Source organism: Streptomyces sp. NPDC057010 (genome assembly GCF_042673805.1).
Lineage (GTDB): Bacteria > Actinomycetota > Actinomycetes > Streptomycetales > Streptomycetaceae > Streptomyces.
In genome coordinates this window covers 75,000-90,722 of the sequence record NZ_JBHUSC010000019.1, presented here as the reverse complement: position 1 = coordinate 90,722, position 15,723 = coordinate 75,000, and the positions used below count along the sequence as shown (strand labels likewise).

Genomic DNA, 15,723 nt, shown 5'->3' with positions numbered 1-15,723 from the left:
CCGGCCCCCGCACGGGAGGTGCGAGCGTGACGAACCACCTCGCCCAGTTCGCGGCCCAGCCGCACGTCCTCGCGGCCGAGGACCTCACCTTGTTCGGCCGTGACGTGTGGTGGCTGGTCCTGCTGAAGGCGGTCTTCTGCTTCGCCTTCCTGATGGTGACCGTGCTGTTCTCCATCGTGTGGGAGCGCAAGGTCGTCGCCTGGATGCAGCTGCGCATCGGCCCCAACCGGCACGGCCCCTGGGGCATGCTCCAGTCGCTCGCCGACGGCGTGAAGCTGATGCTGAAGGAAGACGTCATCGTCAAGCGGGCCGACAAGGTGGTGTACGTCCTGGCCCCGATCATCGCGGCGATCCCGGCCTTCATGGCCATCGCGGTGATCCCCTTCGGGCCCTCCGGCAACGAGGTCTCGATCTTCGGCCAGCGCACCACCATGCAGCTCACCGACCTGCCCATCGCGATGCTCTACATCCTCGCGGTGGCCTCGGTCGGCATCTACGGCATCGTCCTGGCGGGCTGGTCCTCCGGCTCGACCTACCCGCTCCTCGGCGGCCTGCGCTCCTGCGCGCAGATGATCTCCTACGAGATCGCGATGGGCGCGGCCTTCGCCTCGGTCTTCCTCTACTCCGGGTCGATGTCGACCTCGGCGATCGTCGAAGCCCAGGCGGACCGCTGGTACATCATCCTGCTGCCGGTCTCCTTCATCATCTACGTCGTCACGATGGTCGGCGAGACGAACCGCGCCCCCTTCGACATGCCGGAGTCCGAGGGCGACCTCGTCGGCGGCTTCAACACCGAGTACTCCTCCATCAAGTTCGCGCTGTTCATGCTCGCCGAGTACGTCAACATGGTCACCGTCTCGGCGGTCTCGGTCACCCTCTTCCTGGGCGGCTGGCGGGCCCCGGCGCCGATCTCCACCTACTGGGAGGGCGCGAACCACGGCTGGTGGCCGATGCTGTGGTTCGTCATCAAGGTCCAGCTGCTGCTCTTCTTCTTCATCTGGCTGCGCGGCACGCTGCCGCGCGTGCGCTACGACCAGCTGATGAAGCTCGGCTGGAAGGTCCTGATCCCGGTCTCCGTGGTCTGGCTGATGCTGGTCGCCACCGTCCGCGCGCTGCGCAACGAGCGGTACGACTTCAGCGAGATCGTCCTCTACGTCGGCGGCGCCGTCGTGGCGATCCTGCTCCTCTCCTTCGTCGCGGACCTCTTCCGCGACAAGCGCGAGAAGGCGGCCGCCGGGGCCGCGAAGGACGCCGAGACCTTCGACCCCCTCGCCGGCGGATTCCCCGTACCGCCCAAGCCCGGCCAGCACCTGGCACCCGTACCGCGCAGGCGGCCCCGCCACGAGCGGGAGCTGATTGTCAGTGGCGGGACGAATACTGACAGTGACCGAGAGGAGGGTGCTGAGAATGTCTGACGCGGACCAGAACGAGAAGAACGAGAAGTGGCAGAACCCGGTGGCCGGCTTCGGCGTGACCTTCAAGGCCATGTTCAAGAAGCGCCTCACCGAGCAGTACCCGGAGCAGCAGAAGACGACCGCCCCGCGCTTCCACGGACGCCACCAGCTCAACCGGCACCCGGACGGTCTGGAGAAGTGCATCGGGTGCGAACTGTGCGCCTGGGCCTGTCCCGCCGACGCCATCTACGTGGAGGGCGCGGACAACACCGAGGAGGAGCGCTACTCCCCGGGCGAGCGGTACGGCCGCGTCTACCAGATCAACTACGCCCGCTGCATCCTGTGCGGGCTGTGCGTCGAGGCGTGCCCGACGCGGGCGCTGACCATGACGAACGAGTTCGAACTGGCCGACGCCAGCCGCGAATCGCTCATCTACACCAAGGAGCAGCTGCTCGCCGGCCTCACCGAGGGCATGGTCGAGGCACCGCACTCGATCTTCCCCGGCACCGACGAACAGGACTACTACCGCGGACTGGTGACGGGGGCCGCCCCCGGCACGGTCCGGCAGGTCGCCGTCTCCAAGGGCGAGGTCGCGGAAGCCTCCGAGGAGGTGGAGGCATGAGCACCCTCGCAGCCGCCGCCACCCTGACCTCCACGGGCGAGGCCGTCCAGTTCTGGGTCCTCGGCACGGTCGCCGTCATCGGCGCGCTGTCCACGATCCTGATGAAGAAGGCCGTCCACAGCGCCCTCAGCCTCGCCGGGACCATGATCGTCCTGGCGGTCTTCTACCTCGCCAACGGGGCGTACTTCCTGGGCGTCGTCCAGGTCGTCGTCTACACCGGCGCGATCATGATGCTCTTCCTCTTCGTGGTCATGCTCGTCGGCGTCACCGCCGCCGACTCCCTGAAGGAGACCATCAAGGGCCAGCGCTGGCTCGCCGTCCTGTGCGGGCTCGGCTTCGGCATCCTGCTCATCGCCGGCATCGGCAACGCCGGGCTCACCCACTTCAACGGGCTCGGCCGGATCAACTCCGCCGGACACGTCGAGGGCCTGGCCCAGCTGATCTTCACCAAGTACGTCTTCGCCTTCGAGATCACCGGCGCGCTGCTGATCACCGCGGCCGTCGGCGCGATGGTGCTCACCCACCGCGAGCGCACCGAGCGGGCCGCCACCCAGCGCGAGCTGGCGGAGCGGCGCGTACGGGAGGGCGTGCAGCTCCCGCCGCTGCCCGCCCCCGGCGTCTACGCCCGGCACAACGCGGTCGACGTGGCCGGCCTGCTGCCGGACGGCACCCCGTCCGAGCTCACGGTCAACAAGACGCTGCGCGCCCGCGGTCAGATCCGGGACGTCTCCAGCGAGGCGCTGTCCGACCTCAAGGCACTGGAGCAGCGCTCCGCGGAGCGCCTCGGCCGCGACTCCCGTGAGGAGGCCTCGAAGTGAATCCGGTCAACTACCTGTACCTGGCGGCCCTGCTGTTCACCATCGGCGCGGCCGGAGTGCTCATCCGGAAGAACGCGATCGTGCTGTTCATGTGCGTCGAGCTGATGCTCAACGCCTGCAACCTCGCCTTCGTCGCCTTCTCCCGGATGCACGGCAACCTCGACGGCCAGATCATCGCGTTCTTCACGATGGTCGTCGCCGCCGCGGAGGTCGTGGTGGGCCTCGCGATCATCGTGTCGCTGTTCCGTACCCGCCACTCGGCCTCGGTCGACGACGCCAGCCTGATGAAGCTGTAAGGGGCGTTCACAGTGGAGAATCTGATTGCGCTGCTGGTGGCGGCGCCCCTGCTCGGAGCGGCGGTGCTGCTGTGCGGCGGCCGGCGCCTCGACAAGTCCGGCCACTGGATCGGCACCCTGCTCGCGGCCGTCTCCTTCGGCATCGGCGCGGCCCTGTTCGCCGACATGCTGGGGCGCGGCGCCGAAGACCGGGCGCTGCACCAGCGCCTGTTCAGCTGGGTGCCGGTCGAGGGCTTCCAGGCGGACATCGCCTTCCAGCTCGACCAGCTGTCGATGACCTTCGTCCTGCTGATCTCCGGGGTGGGCACGCTCATCCACGTGTACTCGATCGGGTACATGGAGCACGACGAGCGCCGCCGCCGCTTCTTCGGCTACCTCAACCTGTTCGTCGCGGCGATGCTCCTGCTGGTCGTCGCCGACAACTACCTGCTGCTGTACTTCGGCTGGGAGGGCGTGGGCCTCGCCTCCTACCTCCTGATCGGCTTCTGGCAGCACAAGCCCAGCGCGGCCACGGCCGCGAAGAAGGCCTTCCTGGTCAACCGCGTCGGCGACATGGGTCTGTCGATCGCGATCATGCTGATGTTCACCACCTTCGGGACCTTCGCCTTCGAGCCGGTGCTCGCCTCGGCGGGCAAGACGTCGGAGGGCACGCTGACGGCGATCGGCCTGATGCTGCTGCTGGCCGCCTGCGGAAAGTCGGCCCAGGTGCCGCTGCAGTCCTGGCTCGGTGACGCGATGGAGGGCCCGACCCCGGTCTCGGCCCTGATCCACGCGGCGACGATGGTGACGGCGGGCGTGTACCTGATCGTCCGCTCGGGCGCCATCTTCAACGGGGCGCCGGACGCCCAGCTGGTGGTCACCATCGTGGGCGCGGTCACGCTGCTCTTCGGTGCGATCGTCGGTTGCGCGAAGGACGACATCAAGAAGGCCCTCGCCGGGTCGACGATGTCGCAGATCGGCTACATGGTCCTCGCGGCGGGCCTCGGCCCCGTCGGCTACGTCTTCGCGATCATGCACCTGGTCACGCACGGCTTCTTCAAGGCGGGCCTCTTCCTCGGCGCCGGTTCCGTGATGCACGGGATGAACGACGAGGTCGACATGCGCAAGTACGGCGGGCTGCGGACGTACATGCCGGTCACCTTCGCGACCTTCGGTCTCGGGTACCTGGCCATCATCGGCTTCCCGGGCCTGTCGGGCTTCTTCTCCAAGGACAGGATCATCGAGGCGGCCTTCGCGAAGGGCGGCACCGAGGGCTGGATCCTGGGTGGGGCGGCCCTGCTGGGCGCGGCCATCACCGCCTTCTACATGACCCGCGTCATGCTCCTCACCTTCTTCGGCGAGAAGCGCTGGCAGCCGGCCCCCGACCCGGCCACGACCCCCGGCGTCGAGCCCGGCGTCGAGGCGCACCCCGGGGAGCTGCCGCACCCCCACGAGTCCCCGAAGTCCATGACCATCCCGATGATCGTGCTGGCCTTCGGGTCGGTCTTCGCGGGCGGGTTCTTCGGGATCGGCGACCGGTTCCTGAAGTGGCTGGAGCCCGTCACCGGGCACGAGCACGGGCACCCGCCCGTCAGCGCCATGACGGTGACGCTCTCGACCATGGTGGTCCTGGTCATCGGCGTCGGCATCGCCTGGGCCATGTACGGCCGCAGGCCCGTCCCGGTCGTCGCCCCGCGCGGCTCGTTCCTCACCCGGGCGGCCCGGCGGGACCTGTTCCAGGACGACTTCAACCACGTCGTGCTGGTGCGCGGCGGGGAGCACCTGACCCGCTCGCTCGTGTACGTCGACCACAGCCTGGTGGACGGAGTGGTCAACGGGACGGCCGCCTCGGTCGGCGGGCTGTCGGGCCGGCTGCGCAAGCTCCAGAACGGCTACGCCCGCAGCTACGCGGTCTCGATGTTCGGGGGCACGGCGATCCTGGTCGCCGCGACCCTGCTGATGAGGGCGGTGTGAAATGAGTTTCCCGCTTCTGACGGTGACGGCCGCGGTCCCCGCGGTCGGTGCGGTCCTGACGGCGGCCGTCCCGGCCGCCCGCAGGACCGCCGCCAAGTGGCTCGCGCTGCTCTTCTCGCTGGCGACCCTGGCCCTGGCCGTGCTCGTCGCGGTCCGCTTCGAGCCGGACGGCGACCGCTACCAGCTCACCGAATCCCGGCCCTGGATCGCCGACTTCGGCGTCCGCTACGAGCTCGGCGTGGACGGCATCGGGGTGGCGCTCATCGCGCTCACCGCGCTGCTGATCCCCTTCGTGATCGGGGCCGGCTGGCACGACGCCGACCCCCTGGAGACGCATTCCTCGCGCTGGCGGCCGACCCAGGGCTTCTTCGCCCTGATCCTGCTGGTCGAGGCGATGGTGATCATCTCCTTCGAGGCCACCGACGTCTTCCTCTTCTACATCTTCTTCGAAGCCATGCTCATCCCGATGTACTTCCTCATCGGCGGCTTCGGGGACCGGGCCCACTCCGGATCCGATGAGAACGCGGCCGCGCAGCGCTCGTACGCGGCGGTCAAGTTCCTCCTCTACAACCTGGTCGGCGGCCTGATCATGCTGGCCGCCGTCATCGGCCTCTACGTGGTCGCCGGGAACTTCTCGCTCCAGGAGATCGCCGAGGCCCGCGCCGCGGGCACGCTCGACATGGCGACCAACACCGAGCGGCTGCTCTTCCTCGGCTTCTTCTTCGCCTTCGCGGTGAAGGCGCCGCTGTGGCCGCTGCACACCTGGCTGCCGAACGCGATGGGCGAGGCCACCGCCCCGGTCGCCGTCCTGATCACCGCGGTCGTCGACAAGGTCGGCACCTTCGCGATGCTCCGCTTCTGCCTGGGTCTCTTCCCCGAGGCCAGCAAGTGGGCCACGCCGGTGATCCTCGTCCTGGCGCTGATCAGCATCGTCTACGGGGCGCTGCTCGCGGTCGGCCAGCGGGACATCAAGCGGCTGGTCGCCTACGCCTCGATCTCGCACTTCGGGTTCATCATCCTGGGCATCTTCGCGATGACCTCCCAGGGACAGTCCGGGGCGACGCTCTACATGGTCAACCACGGGATCTCGACGGCCGCGCTGATGCTGGTGGCCGGCTTCCTGATCTCGCGGCGCGGCTCGCGGCTCATCGCCGACTACGGCGGCGTCCAGAAGGTGGCCCCGGTCCTCGCCGGCACCTTCCTCATCGGCGGCCTCGCCACCCTGTCACTGCCGGGGCTCGCCCCCTTCGTCAGTGAATTCCTGGTCCTGGTCGGCACGTTCGCCCGGTACCCGGTCGTCGGCATCATCGCCACCATCGGCATCGTGCTCGCCGCGCTCTACACGCTGGTGCTCTACCAGCGCACGATGACCGGCCCCGTGAAGGAGGAGGTCCGCACCATGCCGGACCTGCGCCTGCGGGAGCTGCTGGTGGTCGCCCCGCTGATCGCCCTGCTGATCGGGCTGGGCGTGTACCCGAAGGTGCTCACCGACATCGTCAACCCGGCGGTGGAGCACACCATGTCGGATGTCCAGCAGACGGACCCCAAGCCTGAGGTAGCCGTCGAGGCCAAGAACGGGGAGGGGGCGAAGTGAGCACCGTGACTGCTGCCCACAGCCTGTGGACACTGGCGGCCGAGGGGCCGGTCGACCGGATCCCGGCGCCGGTCATCGAGTACGCGCAGCTCGCGCCCACGCTGATCGTGGTGGGCGCGGCGGTCCTCGGAGTCCTCGTCGAGGCCTTCGTCCCGCGCAAGTCCCGCTACTACGTCCAGGTGTTCCTGGCCGTCGCGGCGCTGGCCTCGGCCTTCGCGGCGGTCGTCGGCCTCGCCGCCGGCGGGTACGGCTCGGGCAAGGCGCACGTCGCCGCGATGGGCGCCATCGCCGTCGACGGCCCGGCGCTGTTCCTGCAGGGCACCATCCTGCTGGCCTCGATCGTCGCGGTCTTCACCTTCGCCGAGCGGCGCCTCGACCCGGCCGCGCACGGCAACCGGGTGGACTCCTTCGCCGCCCAGGCGGCGTCCGTACCGGGCAGCGAGAGCGAGAAGGCGGCCGTCAAGGCGGGCTTCACCACCACCGAGGTCTTCCCGCTGGCCCTGTTCGCGATCTCCGGGATGCTGATCTTCCCGGCGGCCAACGACCTGCTGACGCTGTTCGTCGCCCTGGAGGTCTTCTCCCTCCCGCTGTACCTGCTCTGCGCCCTCGCCCGCCGCCAGCGGCTGATGTCGCAGGAGGCCGCGGTCAAGTACTTCCTGCTGGGGGCCTTCTCCTCCGCCTTCCTCCTCTTCGGCATCGCGCTGCTCTACGGGTACGCGGGCTCGGTCTCGTACGCGGTGATCGCCGACGTGGTCGACGGCACGGTCTCGAAGATCGACCCGGCGCTGGCCTCCACCATGGGCAACGACGCGCTGCTGCTGATCGGCGGCGCGCTGATCCTGATGGGCCTGCTCTTCAAGGTCGGTGCGGTCCCCTTCCACATGTGGACCCCGGACGTCTACCAGGGCGCCCCGACCCCGGTCACCGGCTTCATGGCGGCGGCGACCAAGGTGGCGGCCTTCGGCGCGCTGCTGCGGCTGCTGTACGTGGTCCTGCCGGGTCTGCGGTGGGACTGGCGGCCGGTGATGTGGGCGGTGGCCATCGTCACGATGCTGGCGGGCGCGGTGATCGCCGTGACCCAGACCGACGTCAAGCGTCTCCTCGCCTACTCCTCGATCGCGCACGCGGGCTTCATCCTGGCCGGTGTGATCGCGACCTCGGCGGAGGGCGTCAAGTCCGTCCTGTTCTACCTGGGCGCGTACTCCTTCGTGACGATCGGCGCGTTCGCGGTGGTCACGCTGGTGCGGGACGCCGGCGGCGAGGCCACGCACCTGTCCAAGTGGGCGGGGCTGGGCCGTCGTTCACCACTGACGGCGGCGGTCTTCGCGGTCTTCCTGCTGGCCTTCGCCGGCATTCCGCTGACCTCCGGCTTCGCGGGCAAGTTCGCCGTGTTCAAGGCGGCCGCGGAGGGCGGTGCGGGGGCGCTGGTCGTGGTCGGTGTCATCTCGTCCGCGATCGCCGCGTTCTTCTACATCCGGGTCATCGTCCTGATGTTCTTCAGCGAGCCGAAGGCCGACGGCCCGACGGTGGCGGTCCCCTCGCCGCTGACGACGACCACCATCGCGGTGGGCGTCGCGGTCACCCTGGTCCTGGGTCTGGCCCCGCAGTACTTCCTGGACCTGGCGGGCCAGGCGAGCACCTTCGTCCGCTGACCTTACGGTCCGAGTGCTACAGGGCCCGGCCCCTTCGGGGGATCCGGGCCCTGTCGCGTGCGTGGTGCTACTCGGCGGTGCGCCGTTGCGGAGTGATGGCGGTCAGGTCGAGGTCGATGGAGAAGGGAGCCGAGACTTTGAGGCGGTCGTGGAAGATGCCGGCCGTCCCGTAGCTCCCGGTCGACGGGTCCAATTCGTAGACGTAGACCACGGCACGACCATCCTTGTTCTCCACGCGCCAGAAGTGATGGATGCCCGCCTCCGCGTACTTGACCGGCTTGACGCCGCGGTCGCGACCGACCGACTCGGGGGAGACCACTTCAATGGCCAAGCAGACGGACTCCGCAGGGAGCCGGGTCTGGTCCAGATCACCCACGGCACTCTCGTCCACGACGATGACATCGGGTTCGGGGCGGTTGTGACGGTCGATGTCGATCGTGAACTCGCGGAAGACCTCCAAGCCAGGCGGCTGCTGATCCATGAGCTGCCAGGTGAAGAAGTTGACCGCGCGCATGTGGAAACGAGTCTGCGGACTCACGAAGACCAGGCTCCCGTCGATCAGCTCCGTGTGCGGAGGCAGATCGGGAAGCGTGTCCAGGTCGTCGGCCGTCCAGCCGCCCGGGGGCGGGATCGGCCAGCTGTGTTGCGGGTTCATCAGTGCTCCCATGAGCCGCAGTCTCGCGAGTGCTTTCAGCGTATCGCCGAGTTCTCGCGAGAAGCCGCCCTTACGGGTGAGTCATATGCGCGGGGCACTTGAGGGCGGGGTTCCAGTTGTGGAAGCGGCCGGCCGGGTTGTCCTTGTACGCCCACATGTGGAGGTCGTAGTGCTTGGGCATGCCCTTCCAGTGGCCCGGCATGGGGCCGTCGAAGGGCAGCCCGAACATGCTCGGCCGGTCGTCGGTGGTCTTCAGGTCCTGGTCCCGGTCGGTGTACATCCACTCCACGGTCTGGAGCGTGCGGCGGCCGTGGCGGTCCTTCTCCGTGCTGTAGAGGAGCGCGGTCGGCCTGCTGGGGTCCATCGAGCCCCAGTTGGCCTCCTTGACGTAGTGGTAGCCCATGGAGCCCACCCCGAACGGGTTGGTCATGCACTCCTCGCCGTGCGGGACGTACCCGTCCTTGAGGGCCTCCTGCTCGTCCACGTACTTGGCCGTCACCGCGATCGCCGTCGCCATGTCCTTCATGGCCCGGGGGTTGCGCGGATCGGGGGCCGGCCCCTCGACCCCGTGGGCCGGAGGCACCACCGCCAAGGCGAGGGAGGCGATCGCGGCGCAGGTCAGGGCGGTCTTCAGACGGAGGGCGGGCATGGGGGCTCCTCGGCGGTGGGGGCGGGTGGTACGGACGTACGGGCCTCCCGGTCCGTCCGTCCACCATCCCGGCCCGCCCCGCCCGGCGCACGCGGGCTACGCCCGGCTGGCGTAGGCGCGGACGTCCGCGTCCGGGTCGCCGACCGCGCCGGCCAGCGCGGCCCGGGCCTGCGCCGAGTCACGGTGGGCCAGCAGGGACAGCACCGCCGCCTTGCGGACGTCCGCGTTGCCGTCCGCCAGGGCCTTGGCCAGGGCCGGTACGGCAGCCTCCGCGGCGGCGGCCGCCAGCCCGGCCGCCGCCCCCGCCCGGACCTGCCAGGCCGCATCGGCCAGAGCGGCCACCGCGGCAGAGACGTACGGGGCCGGGCAGCCGACCGGGGCCAGCGCCGCCAGCGCGGCGCCCCGCACCAGCGGGTCCGGGTCCGCCAGCAGCGGGTCCAGCGGCTCCGGAGCCGGTTCGCGCACCGCGGCCAGGCCCTTGGCGACGGCCACCCGCACCTCGCGGGCCGGATCCCCGGCGGCCGCGGCCAGCGCCGCCACCGCGTCCACGGACACCAGCCCCCGCACGGCGTGGATCCGGACGTCGACCACCGCGTCCGCGAGCGCGGCGGCGTACAGGCCGGCGTCGCCGAGCCCCAGCGCCCGCAGGGCCTCCAGCGAGGCCGAACGCACCGCCGCGTCGGGTACCGCGAGCGCGGCCCGCAGGCCGGCCGCCAGCTCCGGATCGCCGGGCAGGACCTCCAGCAGCTCCCGCAGGGCGGCCGCGGCGGCCGCCCGTACGGCGGGGTCCGTGTCCGCGAGCCGCTCGGCCAGCGCCGGACCGGCCCCCGCCGGGACGGTCTCCCCGAGCGCGGCCACGGCGGCGGCGCGCACCGCCGGGTCGGGGTCGGTCAGGTAGGGCCGCAGGTCGTCGAGGTCCGGTGACTCCTCGGCCAGCGCGAGGAGTTCCAGGATCCGCGGCGAGCCCGAGCCCGAGCCCGCGCCCGGCGCCCGGCCCGGTTCGGCCGCAGCCGTGTCCGCCGCCGGGCCGGGGAGGTGCCCGGCGCCGCCCCCCGCCGGAGGCGCGTGCCGGGGCCCCGCGGTGGCCACCGGGACCAGGTCGACCTCGCCGAGGTGGCGTTCGGGGCCGCCGCCCGGCGCGAACCCGTCGACCGGCACCACGTACGGCTCCACCGGCCGGGCCGTGAACTCCATCGCCCCCGAAGCCGACTTGCGCAGGTCGAGGTGGTGCAGCCAGCCCGCGTCGTCCCGCTCCGGGTGGTCGAGCCGCTCGTGGTAGAGGCCCCAGCGGGACTCCGTGCGGGCCAGCGAGGACCGGGCCGCCATCTCCGCGCAGTCCCGGATGAAGGACACCTCCGCACACCGCATCAGCTCGTGGGCCGTCCGCGCACCCATCCCCGCGATCTCCGACCCCATACGGTCGAAGGCCTCCACGGCGAGGGACAGCTTCGCGCCCGTCTTCGGCGGCGCCACGTAGTCGTTGACGAACCGCCGCAGCTTGTACTCCACCTGCGGCTGGGGCGGCCCCTCCGGATGCCGCAGGGGGCGGTAGATCAGCTCGTGCGCCGCCGCCACCTGATCGGCCGGCAACTCCCCCTCGTACGCCGGGTACTGCGCGGCGTCCGCTCCCGCCAGATCGCCGAAGACGAACGCCCCGATCATGTAGTTGTGCGGTACGGACGCCAGGTCCCCGGCGGCGTACAGCCGGGGCACGGTGGTGCGGGCGTGGTCGTCGACGCGGACGCCCGAGGCGGAGTGGCCGCCGCACAGTCCGATCTCCGAGATGTGCATCTCGACGTCGTGCGTGCGGTAGTCGTGGCCGCGGCCCTCGTGGAAGGTGCCGCGCGTGGGCCGTTCGGTGGTGTGCAGGATCGATTCCAGGGAGGCCACCGACTCCTCCGGGAGGTGGCTGAGCTTCAGGTACACCGGCCCCCGGTCCGAGGCCAGTTCCTCCGCGAACTCCGCCATCATCTGCCCCGACCAGTAGTCGGAGTCCACGAACCGCTCGCCGTGCCGGTTGACCTGGTAGCCGCCGAACGGGTTCGCGACGTACGCGCACGCCGGCCCGTTGTAGTCCTTGATCAGCGGGTTGATCTGGAAGCACTCGATCCCGGTCAGCGCGGCGCCCGCGTGGTAGGCCATGGCGTAGCCGTCGCCCGCGTTGGTCGGGTTCTCGTACGTCCCGTAGAGGTAGCCGGAGGCGGGCAGTCCGAGCCGTCCGCACGGGCCCGTCGCGAGGATCACCGCGCCCGCGCGCACGGTCACGAACGCGCCGGTGCGGGTGTTGAAGGCGGCCGCGCCGATCGCCCGGCCGTCCTGCGGCGACGTCAGGACCCGCACCGGCATCACCCGGTTCTCGATCCGGATCCGCTCGCGCATCTCGCGGCGCCGCAGCTGCCGGTAGAGGACCTTCTTGACGTCCTTGCCCTCCGGCATGGGCAGGACGTAGGAGCCCGAGCGGTGCACCTGGCGCACCGCGTACTCGCCGTGCTCGTCCTTCTCGAACTTCACCCCGTACGACTCCAGGCGCTTGACCATGCCGAAGCCGCGGGTGGCGGTCTGGCGGACCGTGGACTGGTCGACGATCCCGTCGTTGGCGCGGGTGATCTCGGCGACGTAGTCGTCGGGCTCGGCGCGGCCCGGGACGACGGCGTTGTTGACCCCGTCCATGCCCATGGCGAGGGCGCCCGAGTGGCGGACGTGCGCCTTCTCCAGCAGCAGGACGCGGGCCCCGCGCTCGGCGGCGGTCAGCGCCGCCATCGTGCCGGCGGTGCCGCCGCCGATGACGAGGACGTCGCAGGAGAGTTCCTCGGCGTCGCCGATCGCGGGGATGTCCACGGTGCTGCCTTTCAGAGGGAATCGATGATCTGCTGCCGCAGCGCGGCGTGCGATGCCGCGCGGGCGCGGTCGCGGGGGTGCGGTACGGGGACCACCCGGCCCGTGCCGAGCAGGGCGACGCGGTCGCCGAGGAAGAGGGCCTCGTCCACGTCGTGGGTGACGAAGACGACGCTCGCGCCGGTGCCGGCGAGCACGTCCACGAGGAGGTCCTGCATCTCGGCGCGGGTCTGCGCGTCGAGCGCGCCGAAGGGCTCGTCCATGAGGACGGCGCGGGGGCGCGCGGCGAGGGCGCGGGCCAGCTGCACGCGCTGGCGCTGCCCGCCGGAGAGCTGGTGCGGGTGCTTGAGCGCGTGCCCGGCGAGCCCGACCCGCTCCAGCCACTCCGCGGCGACCCGCCGCCGCTCGGCGCGGGCCGTCCCGCCGATGGCCAGGGGGAGTTCGACGTTGCCGCGGACCGTGCGCCAGGGGAGGAGGGCGTCGTCCTGGAAGACCAGGGCCCGGTCGGCGGCCGGGCCGGCCAGGGCCCGCCCGTCCTGTTCGACCGTCCCGCCCAGCGGGGGCAGCAGCCCGGCCAGCGTGCGCAGCAGCGTGGACTTCCCGCATCCGGAGGGGCCCACGACGGCCAGCACCTCGCCGGCCTCGACGGTCAGGTCGACCCCGTCGAGCACCACGTTCCCGCGGTGCCCGAGCCGTACCCCGCGCAGCGCGAGCCGCGCCCCCTGGAGCGCGGCACCGACCGGGGCGGCGGCGACATCGGTCAGGCTCATGACGGGGCCACCTCTCGGGTACGGGGCTTCGGCGCCTCGGCCGCTGCGGGCCGGGCGGGGCTTCCGGGAGCGGCGGACCGGGGCGCGGGGCGCCGCCGGGGCGGGGCCCCGGTGTCGCGGGAGGGGAGCCAGCGGGTCAGGCGGCGGCCGGCGCGCTCCACGGCCGTGGAGGTCAGCCAGCCCAGCGCGCCGATGGTGACCATGCCGACGAAGACGCCGGGGTAGTCGACCACCGTGTAGTCCTGCCAGGTCCGGTAGCCGACCCCGTACTCGCCCGAGATCATCTCCGCGGAGATCACGCAGATCCAGGACACCCCGATGCCGACCGACAGCCCCCCGAAGATGCCCGGCAGCGCCCCCGGCAGGACCACCGAGAACAGGATCCGCGCCCGGCCCCCGCCCATCGTCAGCACCGCCTCCTCCCACACCGGCGACAGGGCCCGCACGGCGTGCCGCGTCGAGACCAGCACCGGGAAGAAGGCCGCCGCGAAGGTGATGAAGACGATCCCCTGCTCGTTGGAGGGGAACAGGAGGATCGCCACCGGGACCAGGGCGATGGCCGGGACCGGCCGCGTCACCTCCAGCAGGGGGTCCAGCAGATCGGCGGCGATCCGGGACCGGGCGATGGCCGTGCCCGCCGCCACGCCGAGGACCGCGGCGAGCGCGAAGCCCGCCACGATCCGGCGCAGGCTGAACCCCAGGTCCTGCCAGTAGGGCCCGGTCCCGGCCCGCTCCGCGAACTTCGACGCCACCTCGCCGACCGTCGGGAACTGCTCGAAGCGCAGCCACAGGTTCACGTCGAGGGAGGTCAGCGCCTGCCATGCGAGCAGGGCCGCGCCGAGCGAGGCCGCCCGCAGCGCCCAACGCCCTGCCTTCATGACGCCAGGGCTCCGGCCTCGGCGTAGCCGACGATCCGCGCGCCGGAGGCCTGGTGCCGGTCCACGTACGCCTTCGCGCCCGCCGGGGTGACGAAGGCCCGCAGGTCCGACCCCTCGGCCACCCACACCGCCTTGTCCGCGAACCACAGGGTCCCCGTCACCGCGTCCGGTACGTACGCCGCCCGGACGTCCGCTCCGCGCGCCGCCTTGAGCAGCTCCCGCGGGGAGTCGAAGGACTGCGTCTTGGCCTGGCCCTTCAGCCACAGCTCGGAGCGGGCGGCCGCCGCCTTCGGGTACTCCTGCGCCCCGGCCGCGGCCCGCTTCAGGGGCTCCGGGTCCACGAACGCGTCCACGTCCACGTCGGCGACCAGCTTGGCGTCCTTCAGCACCGGCACGTCCTGCTTCAGGGCGTCGATCAGCTCCGGGCGCAGGGCCGGGTCGAAGGTCGCGATGCCGTTCGCCCCGTTGTAGAGGTACACCACCTCGGCCGGCAGACCGGTCTCCTTCGCCACCGACTCGGCCGCGGCGACCGGCTCCGTCCGCAGGTACTCGGTGGCCTTGCGCTGGGCCCGCAGGAAGTCGTCCAGTACGCCGGCCCGTTCGTGCGCGAACTTCTCGCGCACGGTGACCCCGTGGAAGGTCGGCAGGTTCAGCTCGGCTCCGTCGTACAGGGCCTTCGCACGCCCCTCGAACGCCAGCTGTCCCGGCCACGCCACGAACTGCGAGAGGGCGTCCGCGCTGCCCGCCTGGAGCGCCGAAGCGCCGACGCTGGGCTGCTGGTTGAGCTTCTCCACGCCGGTGTTCGGGTCGATCCCGGCTCGCTGCAGAGCCCGTACGAGGGTGCCGTCCGCCGCGGAGCCGACGCTGGTCGACACCTTCTTGCCGCGCAGGTCGGCGAGGGACTCCAGCTTCGAATCCGGGGCGGTGACCACGGTGTTGAGGCCGCCGCGAAGGTTGTAGCCGGTGACCGACACCAGGTGGGTGGGCTGCTTGAGCTCCTTGCCGCGCGCCGCGTTGATGAGCAGCGGGAAGTCACCCATCGAACCGATGTCGATCTTCCCGGCGGTCATCTGGGCGGTGATGGGGGCGCCGGTCGCGTAGTCCTGCCAGTCCACCTTGTAGGTGACCCCGTCCTGCTTGCCGCGGGCGGCCAGCTCCTGCTCGAAGTAGCCGAGGGAGCGCAGCAGGGTGCCGGCGGTGACGGTGTTGATGGTCTTGGACTGGTAGCCGACGGTCACGGTGACCGTCTTGGGGCCCGAGGCCCCGGACGCGTCGCCGCCGCAGGCGGTGGCCAGCGGGGCGAGGAGCACGACGAGGGCCGGGGCGAGTACTGCCTTGGTACGCATGGAGGTGGGACCTTTCACCGGAGCAGGTAGGGCATGTTGACGGTGACCGCGCCGGTGGGACAGCGGGCGGCGCAGGGGCCGCAGTACCAGCACTCGTCCACGTGCATGTACGCCTTGCCGTTGTCCTCGCGGATCGCGAGCGAGTCGAGCGGACACATGTCGACGCAGAGGGTGCAGCCGTCGATGCACAGGGACTCGTCGATGGTCACGGGCACGTCGCCGCGCTGGGGGACCAGAGGCATGGCTGTCTCCAGGAAAGGG

The 15,723-nt window shown here is 71.2% G+C and carries 14 protein-coding genes; 7 read left to right on the top strand and 7 right to left on the bottom strand.

Translation table 11 applies throughout. The annotated features are described in order from the left end of the window. Positions 1-26 precede the first annotated feature (26 nt). Genes nuoH through nuoN form a run of 7 tightly spaced genes read left to right on the top strand, consistent with a single transcriptional unit; the run spans position 27 to position 8,329 of the window. Complete coding sequence (nuoH, locus tag ACFTXQ_RS18395) at positions 27-1,415, top strand: NADH-quinone oxidoreductase subunit NuoH (protein WP_382641944.1); 1,389 nt, start codon at positions 27-29, stop codon at positions 1,413-1,415. Next, positions 1,408-2,016: an NADH-quinone oxidoreductase subunit NuoI gene (gene nuoI / locus ACFTXQ_RS18390; RefSeq protein ID WP_382641942.1), complete on the top strand. Its 609-nt coding sequence runs from the start codon at positions 1,408-1,410 to the stop codon at positions 2,014-2,016. The genes nuoH and nuoI overlap by 8 nt, the downstream gene beginning before the upstream one ends. Next, on the top strand, positions 2,013-2,834 hold the full coding sequence (locus ACFTXQ_RS18385) for an NADH-quinone oxidoreductase subunit J (protein WP_382641940.1): 822 nt from the start codon (positions 2,013-2,015) through the stop codon (positions 2,832-2,834). The genes nuoI and ACFTXQ_RS18385 overlap by 4 nt, the downstream gene beginning before the upstream one ends. Then, positions 2,831-3,130, top strand: a complete 300-nt coding sequence (gene nuoK / locus ACFTXQ_RS18380; RefSeq protein ID WP_030864698.1) for an NADH-quinone oxidoreductase subunit NuoK — start codon at positions 2,831-2,833, stop codon at positions 3,128-3,130. Before ACFTXQ_RS18385 ends, nuoK begins: the two co-directional genes overlap by 4 nt. A 12-nt stretch (positions 3,131-3,142) precedes the next feature. Next, complete coding sequence (nuoL, locus tag ACFTXQ_RS18375; RefSeq protein ID WP_382641938.1) at positions 3,143-5,083, top strand: NADH-quinone oxidoreductase subunit L; 1,941 nt, start codon at positions 3,143-3,145, stop codon at positions 5,081-5,083. A 1-nt stretch (position 5,084) separates the two neighbouring features. Next, entirely contained in the window at positions 5,085-6,677 is a 1,593-nt protein-coding gene (locus ACFTXQ_RS18370) for an NADH-quinone oxidoreductase subunit M (protein WP_382641936.1), read from the top strand. After that, on the top strand, positions 6,674-8,329 hold the full coding sequence (nuoN, locus tag ACFTXQ_RS18365; RefSeq protein WP_382641934.1) for an NADH-quinone oxidoreductase subunit NuoN: 1,656 nt from the start codon (positions 6,674-6,676) through the stop codon (positions 8,327-8,329). Before ACFTXQ_RS18370 ends, nuoN begins: the two co-directional genes overlap by 4 nt. A gap of 67 nt (positions 8,330-8,396) precedes the next feature. Here the strand turns inward: nuoN and ACFTXQ_RS18360 are convergent, their stop codons facing one another. From ACFTXQ_RS18360 to ACFTXQ_RS18330, 7 genes are all read right to left on the bottom strand, one after another. Beyond that, the gene (locus ACFTXQ_RS18360) at positions 8,397-8,996 is read right to left on the bottom strand and encodes a Uma2 family endonuclease (protein WP_382641932.1); all 600 of its coding nucleotides are present in this window, start codon (positions 8,994-8,996) and stop codon (positions 8,397-8,399) included. Positions 8,997-9,054: 58 nt separating this feature from the next. Next, positions 9,055-9,633 carry a hypothetical protein gene (locus ACFTXQ_RS18355; RefSeq protein ID WP_382641930.1) on the bottom strand — a complete coding sequence of 193 codons (579 nt, stop codon included), beginning with the start codon at positions 9,631-9,633 and terminating at the stop codon, positions 9,055-9,057. Between the two features lie 96 nt (positions 9,634-9,729). Next, positions 9,730-12,471 carry a fumarate reductase/succinate dehydrogenase flavoprotein subunit gene (locus ACFTXQ_RS18350; protein ID WP_382641928.1) on the bottom strand — a complete coding sequence of 914 codons (2,742 nt, stop codon included), beginning with the start codon at positions 12,469-12,471 and terminating at the stop codon, positions 9,730-9,732. An 11-nt stretch (positions 12,472-12,482) separates the two neighbouring features. Continuing rightward, a complete protein-coding gene (locus tag ACFTXQ_RS18345) occupies positions 12,483-13,238 on the bottom strand; it encodes an ABC transporter ATP-binding protein (RefSeq protein WP_382641926.1) in 756 nt (251 codons plus the stop codon). After that, positions 13,235-14,116: an ABC transporter permease gene (locus tag ACFTXQ_RS18340; protein ID WP_382641924.1), complete on the bottom strand. Its 882-nt coding sequence runs from the start codon at positions 14,114-14,116 to the stop codon at positions 13,235-13,237. Before ACFTXQ_RS18340 ends, ACFTXQ_RS18345 begins: the two co-directional genes overlap by 4 nt. Further along, on the bottom strand, positions 14,113-15,462 hold the full coding sequence (locus ACFTXQ_RS18335) for an ABC transporter substrate-binding protein (RefSeq protein WP_382641922.1): 1,350 nt from the start codon (positions 15,460-15,462) through the stop codon (positions 14,113-14,115). Before ACFTXQ_RS18335 ends, ACFTXQ_RS18340 begins: the two co-directional genes overlap by 4 nt. A 14-nt stretch (positions 15,463-15,476) precedes the next feature. Then, positions 15,477-15,704, bottom strand: a complete 228-nt coding sequence (locus ACFTXQ_RS18330) for a ferredoxin family protein (protein ID WP_030710222.1) — start codon at positions 15,702-15,704, stop codon at positions 15,477-15,479. Positions 15,705-15,723 lie beyond the last annotated feature (19 nt).

What these genes read in the sequence shown, in the direction of transcription:
- ACFTXQ_RS18335 (WP_382641922.1), bottom strand. Translation starts at nt 15,462, where the DNA reads ATGCGTACCAAGGCAGTACTCGCCCCGGCCCTCGTCGTGCTCCTCGCC.
- ACFTXQ_RS18360 (WP_382641932.1), bottom strand. Translation starts at nt 8,996, where the DNA reads ATGGGAGCACTGATGAACCCGCAACACAGCTGGCCGATCCCGCCCCCG.
- ACFTXQ_RS18345 (WP_382641926.1), bottom strand. Translation starts at nt 13,238, where the DNA reads ATGAGCCTGACCGATGTCGCCGCCGCCCCGGTCGGTGCCGCGCTCCAG.
- ACFTXQ_RS18330 (WP_030710222.1), bottom strand. Translation starts at nt 15,704, where the DNA reads ATGCCTCTGGTCCCCCAGCGCGGCGACGTGCCCGTGACCATCGACGAG.
- ACFTXQ_RS18355 (WP_382641930.1), bottom strand. Translation starts at nt 9,633, where the DNA reads ATGCCCGCCCTCCGTCTGAAGACCGCCCTGACCTGCGCCGCGATCGCC.
- ACFTXQ_RS18385 (WP_382641940.1), top strand. Translation starts at nt 2,013, where the DNA reads ATGAGCACCCTCGCAGCCGCCGCCACCCTGACCTCCACGGGCGAGGCC.
- nuoI (WP_382641942.1), top strand. Translation starts at nt 1,408, where the DNA reads ATGTCTGACGCGGACCAGAACGAGAAGAACGAGAAGTGGCAGAACCCG.
- ACFTXQ_RS18340 (WP_382641924.1), bottom strand. Translation starts at nt 14,116, where the DNA reads ATGAAGGCAGGGCGTTGGGCGCTGCGGGCGGCCTCGCTCGGCGCGGCC.
- ACFTXQ_RS18370 (WP_382641936.1), top strand. Translation starts at nt 5,085, where the DNA reads ATGAGTTTCCCGCTTCTGACGGTGACGGCCGCGGTCCCCGCGGTCGGT.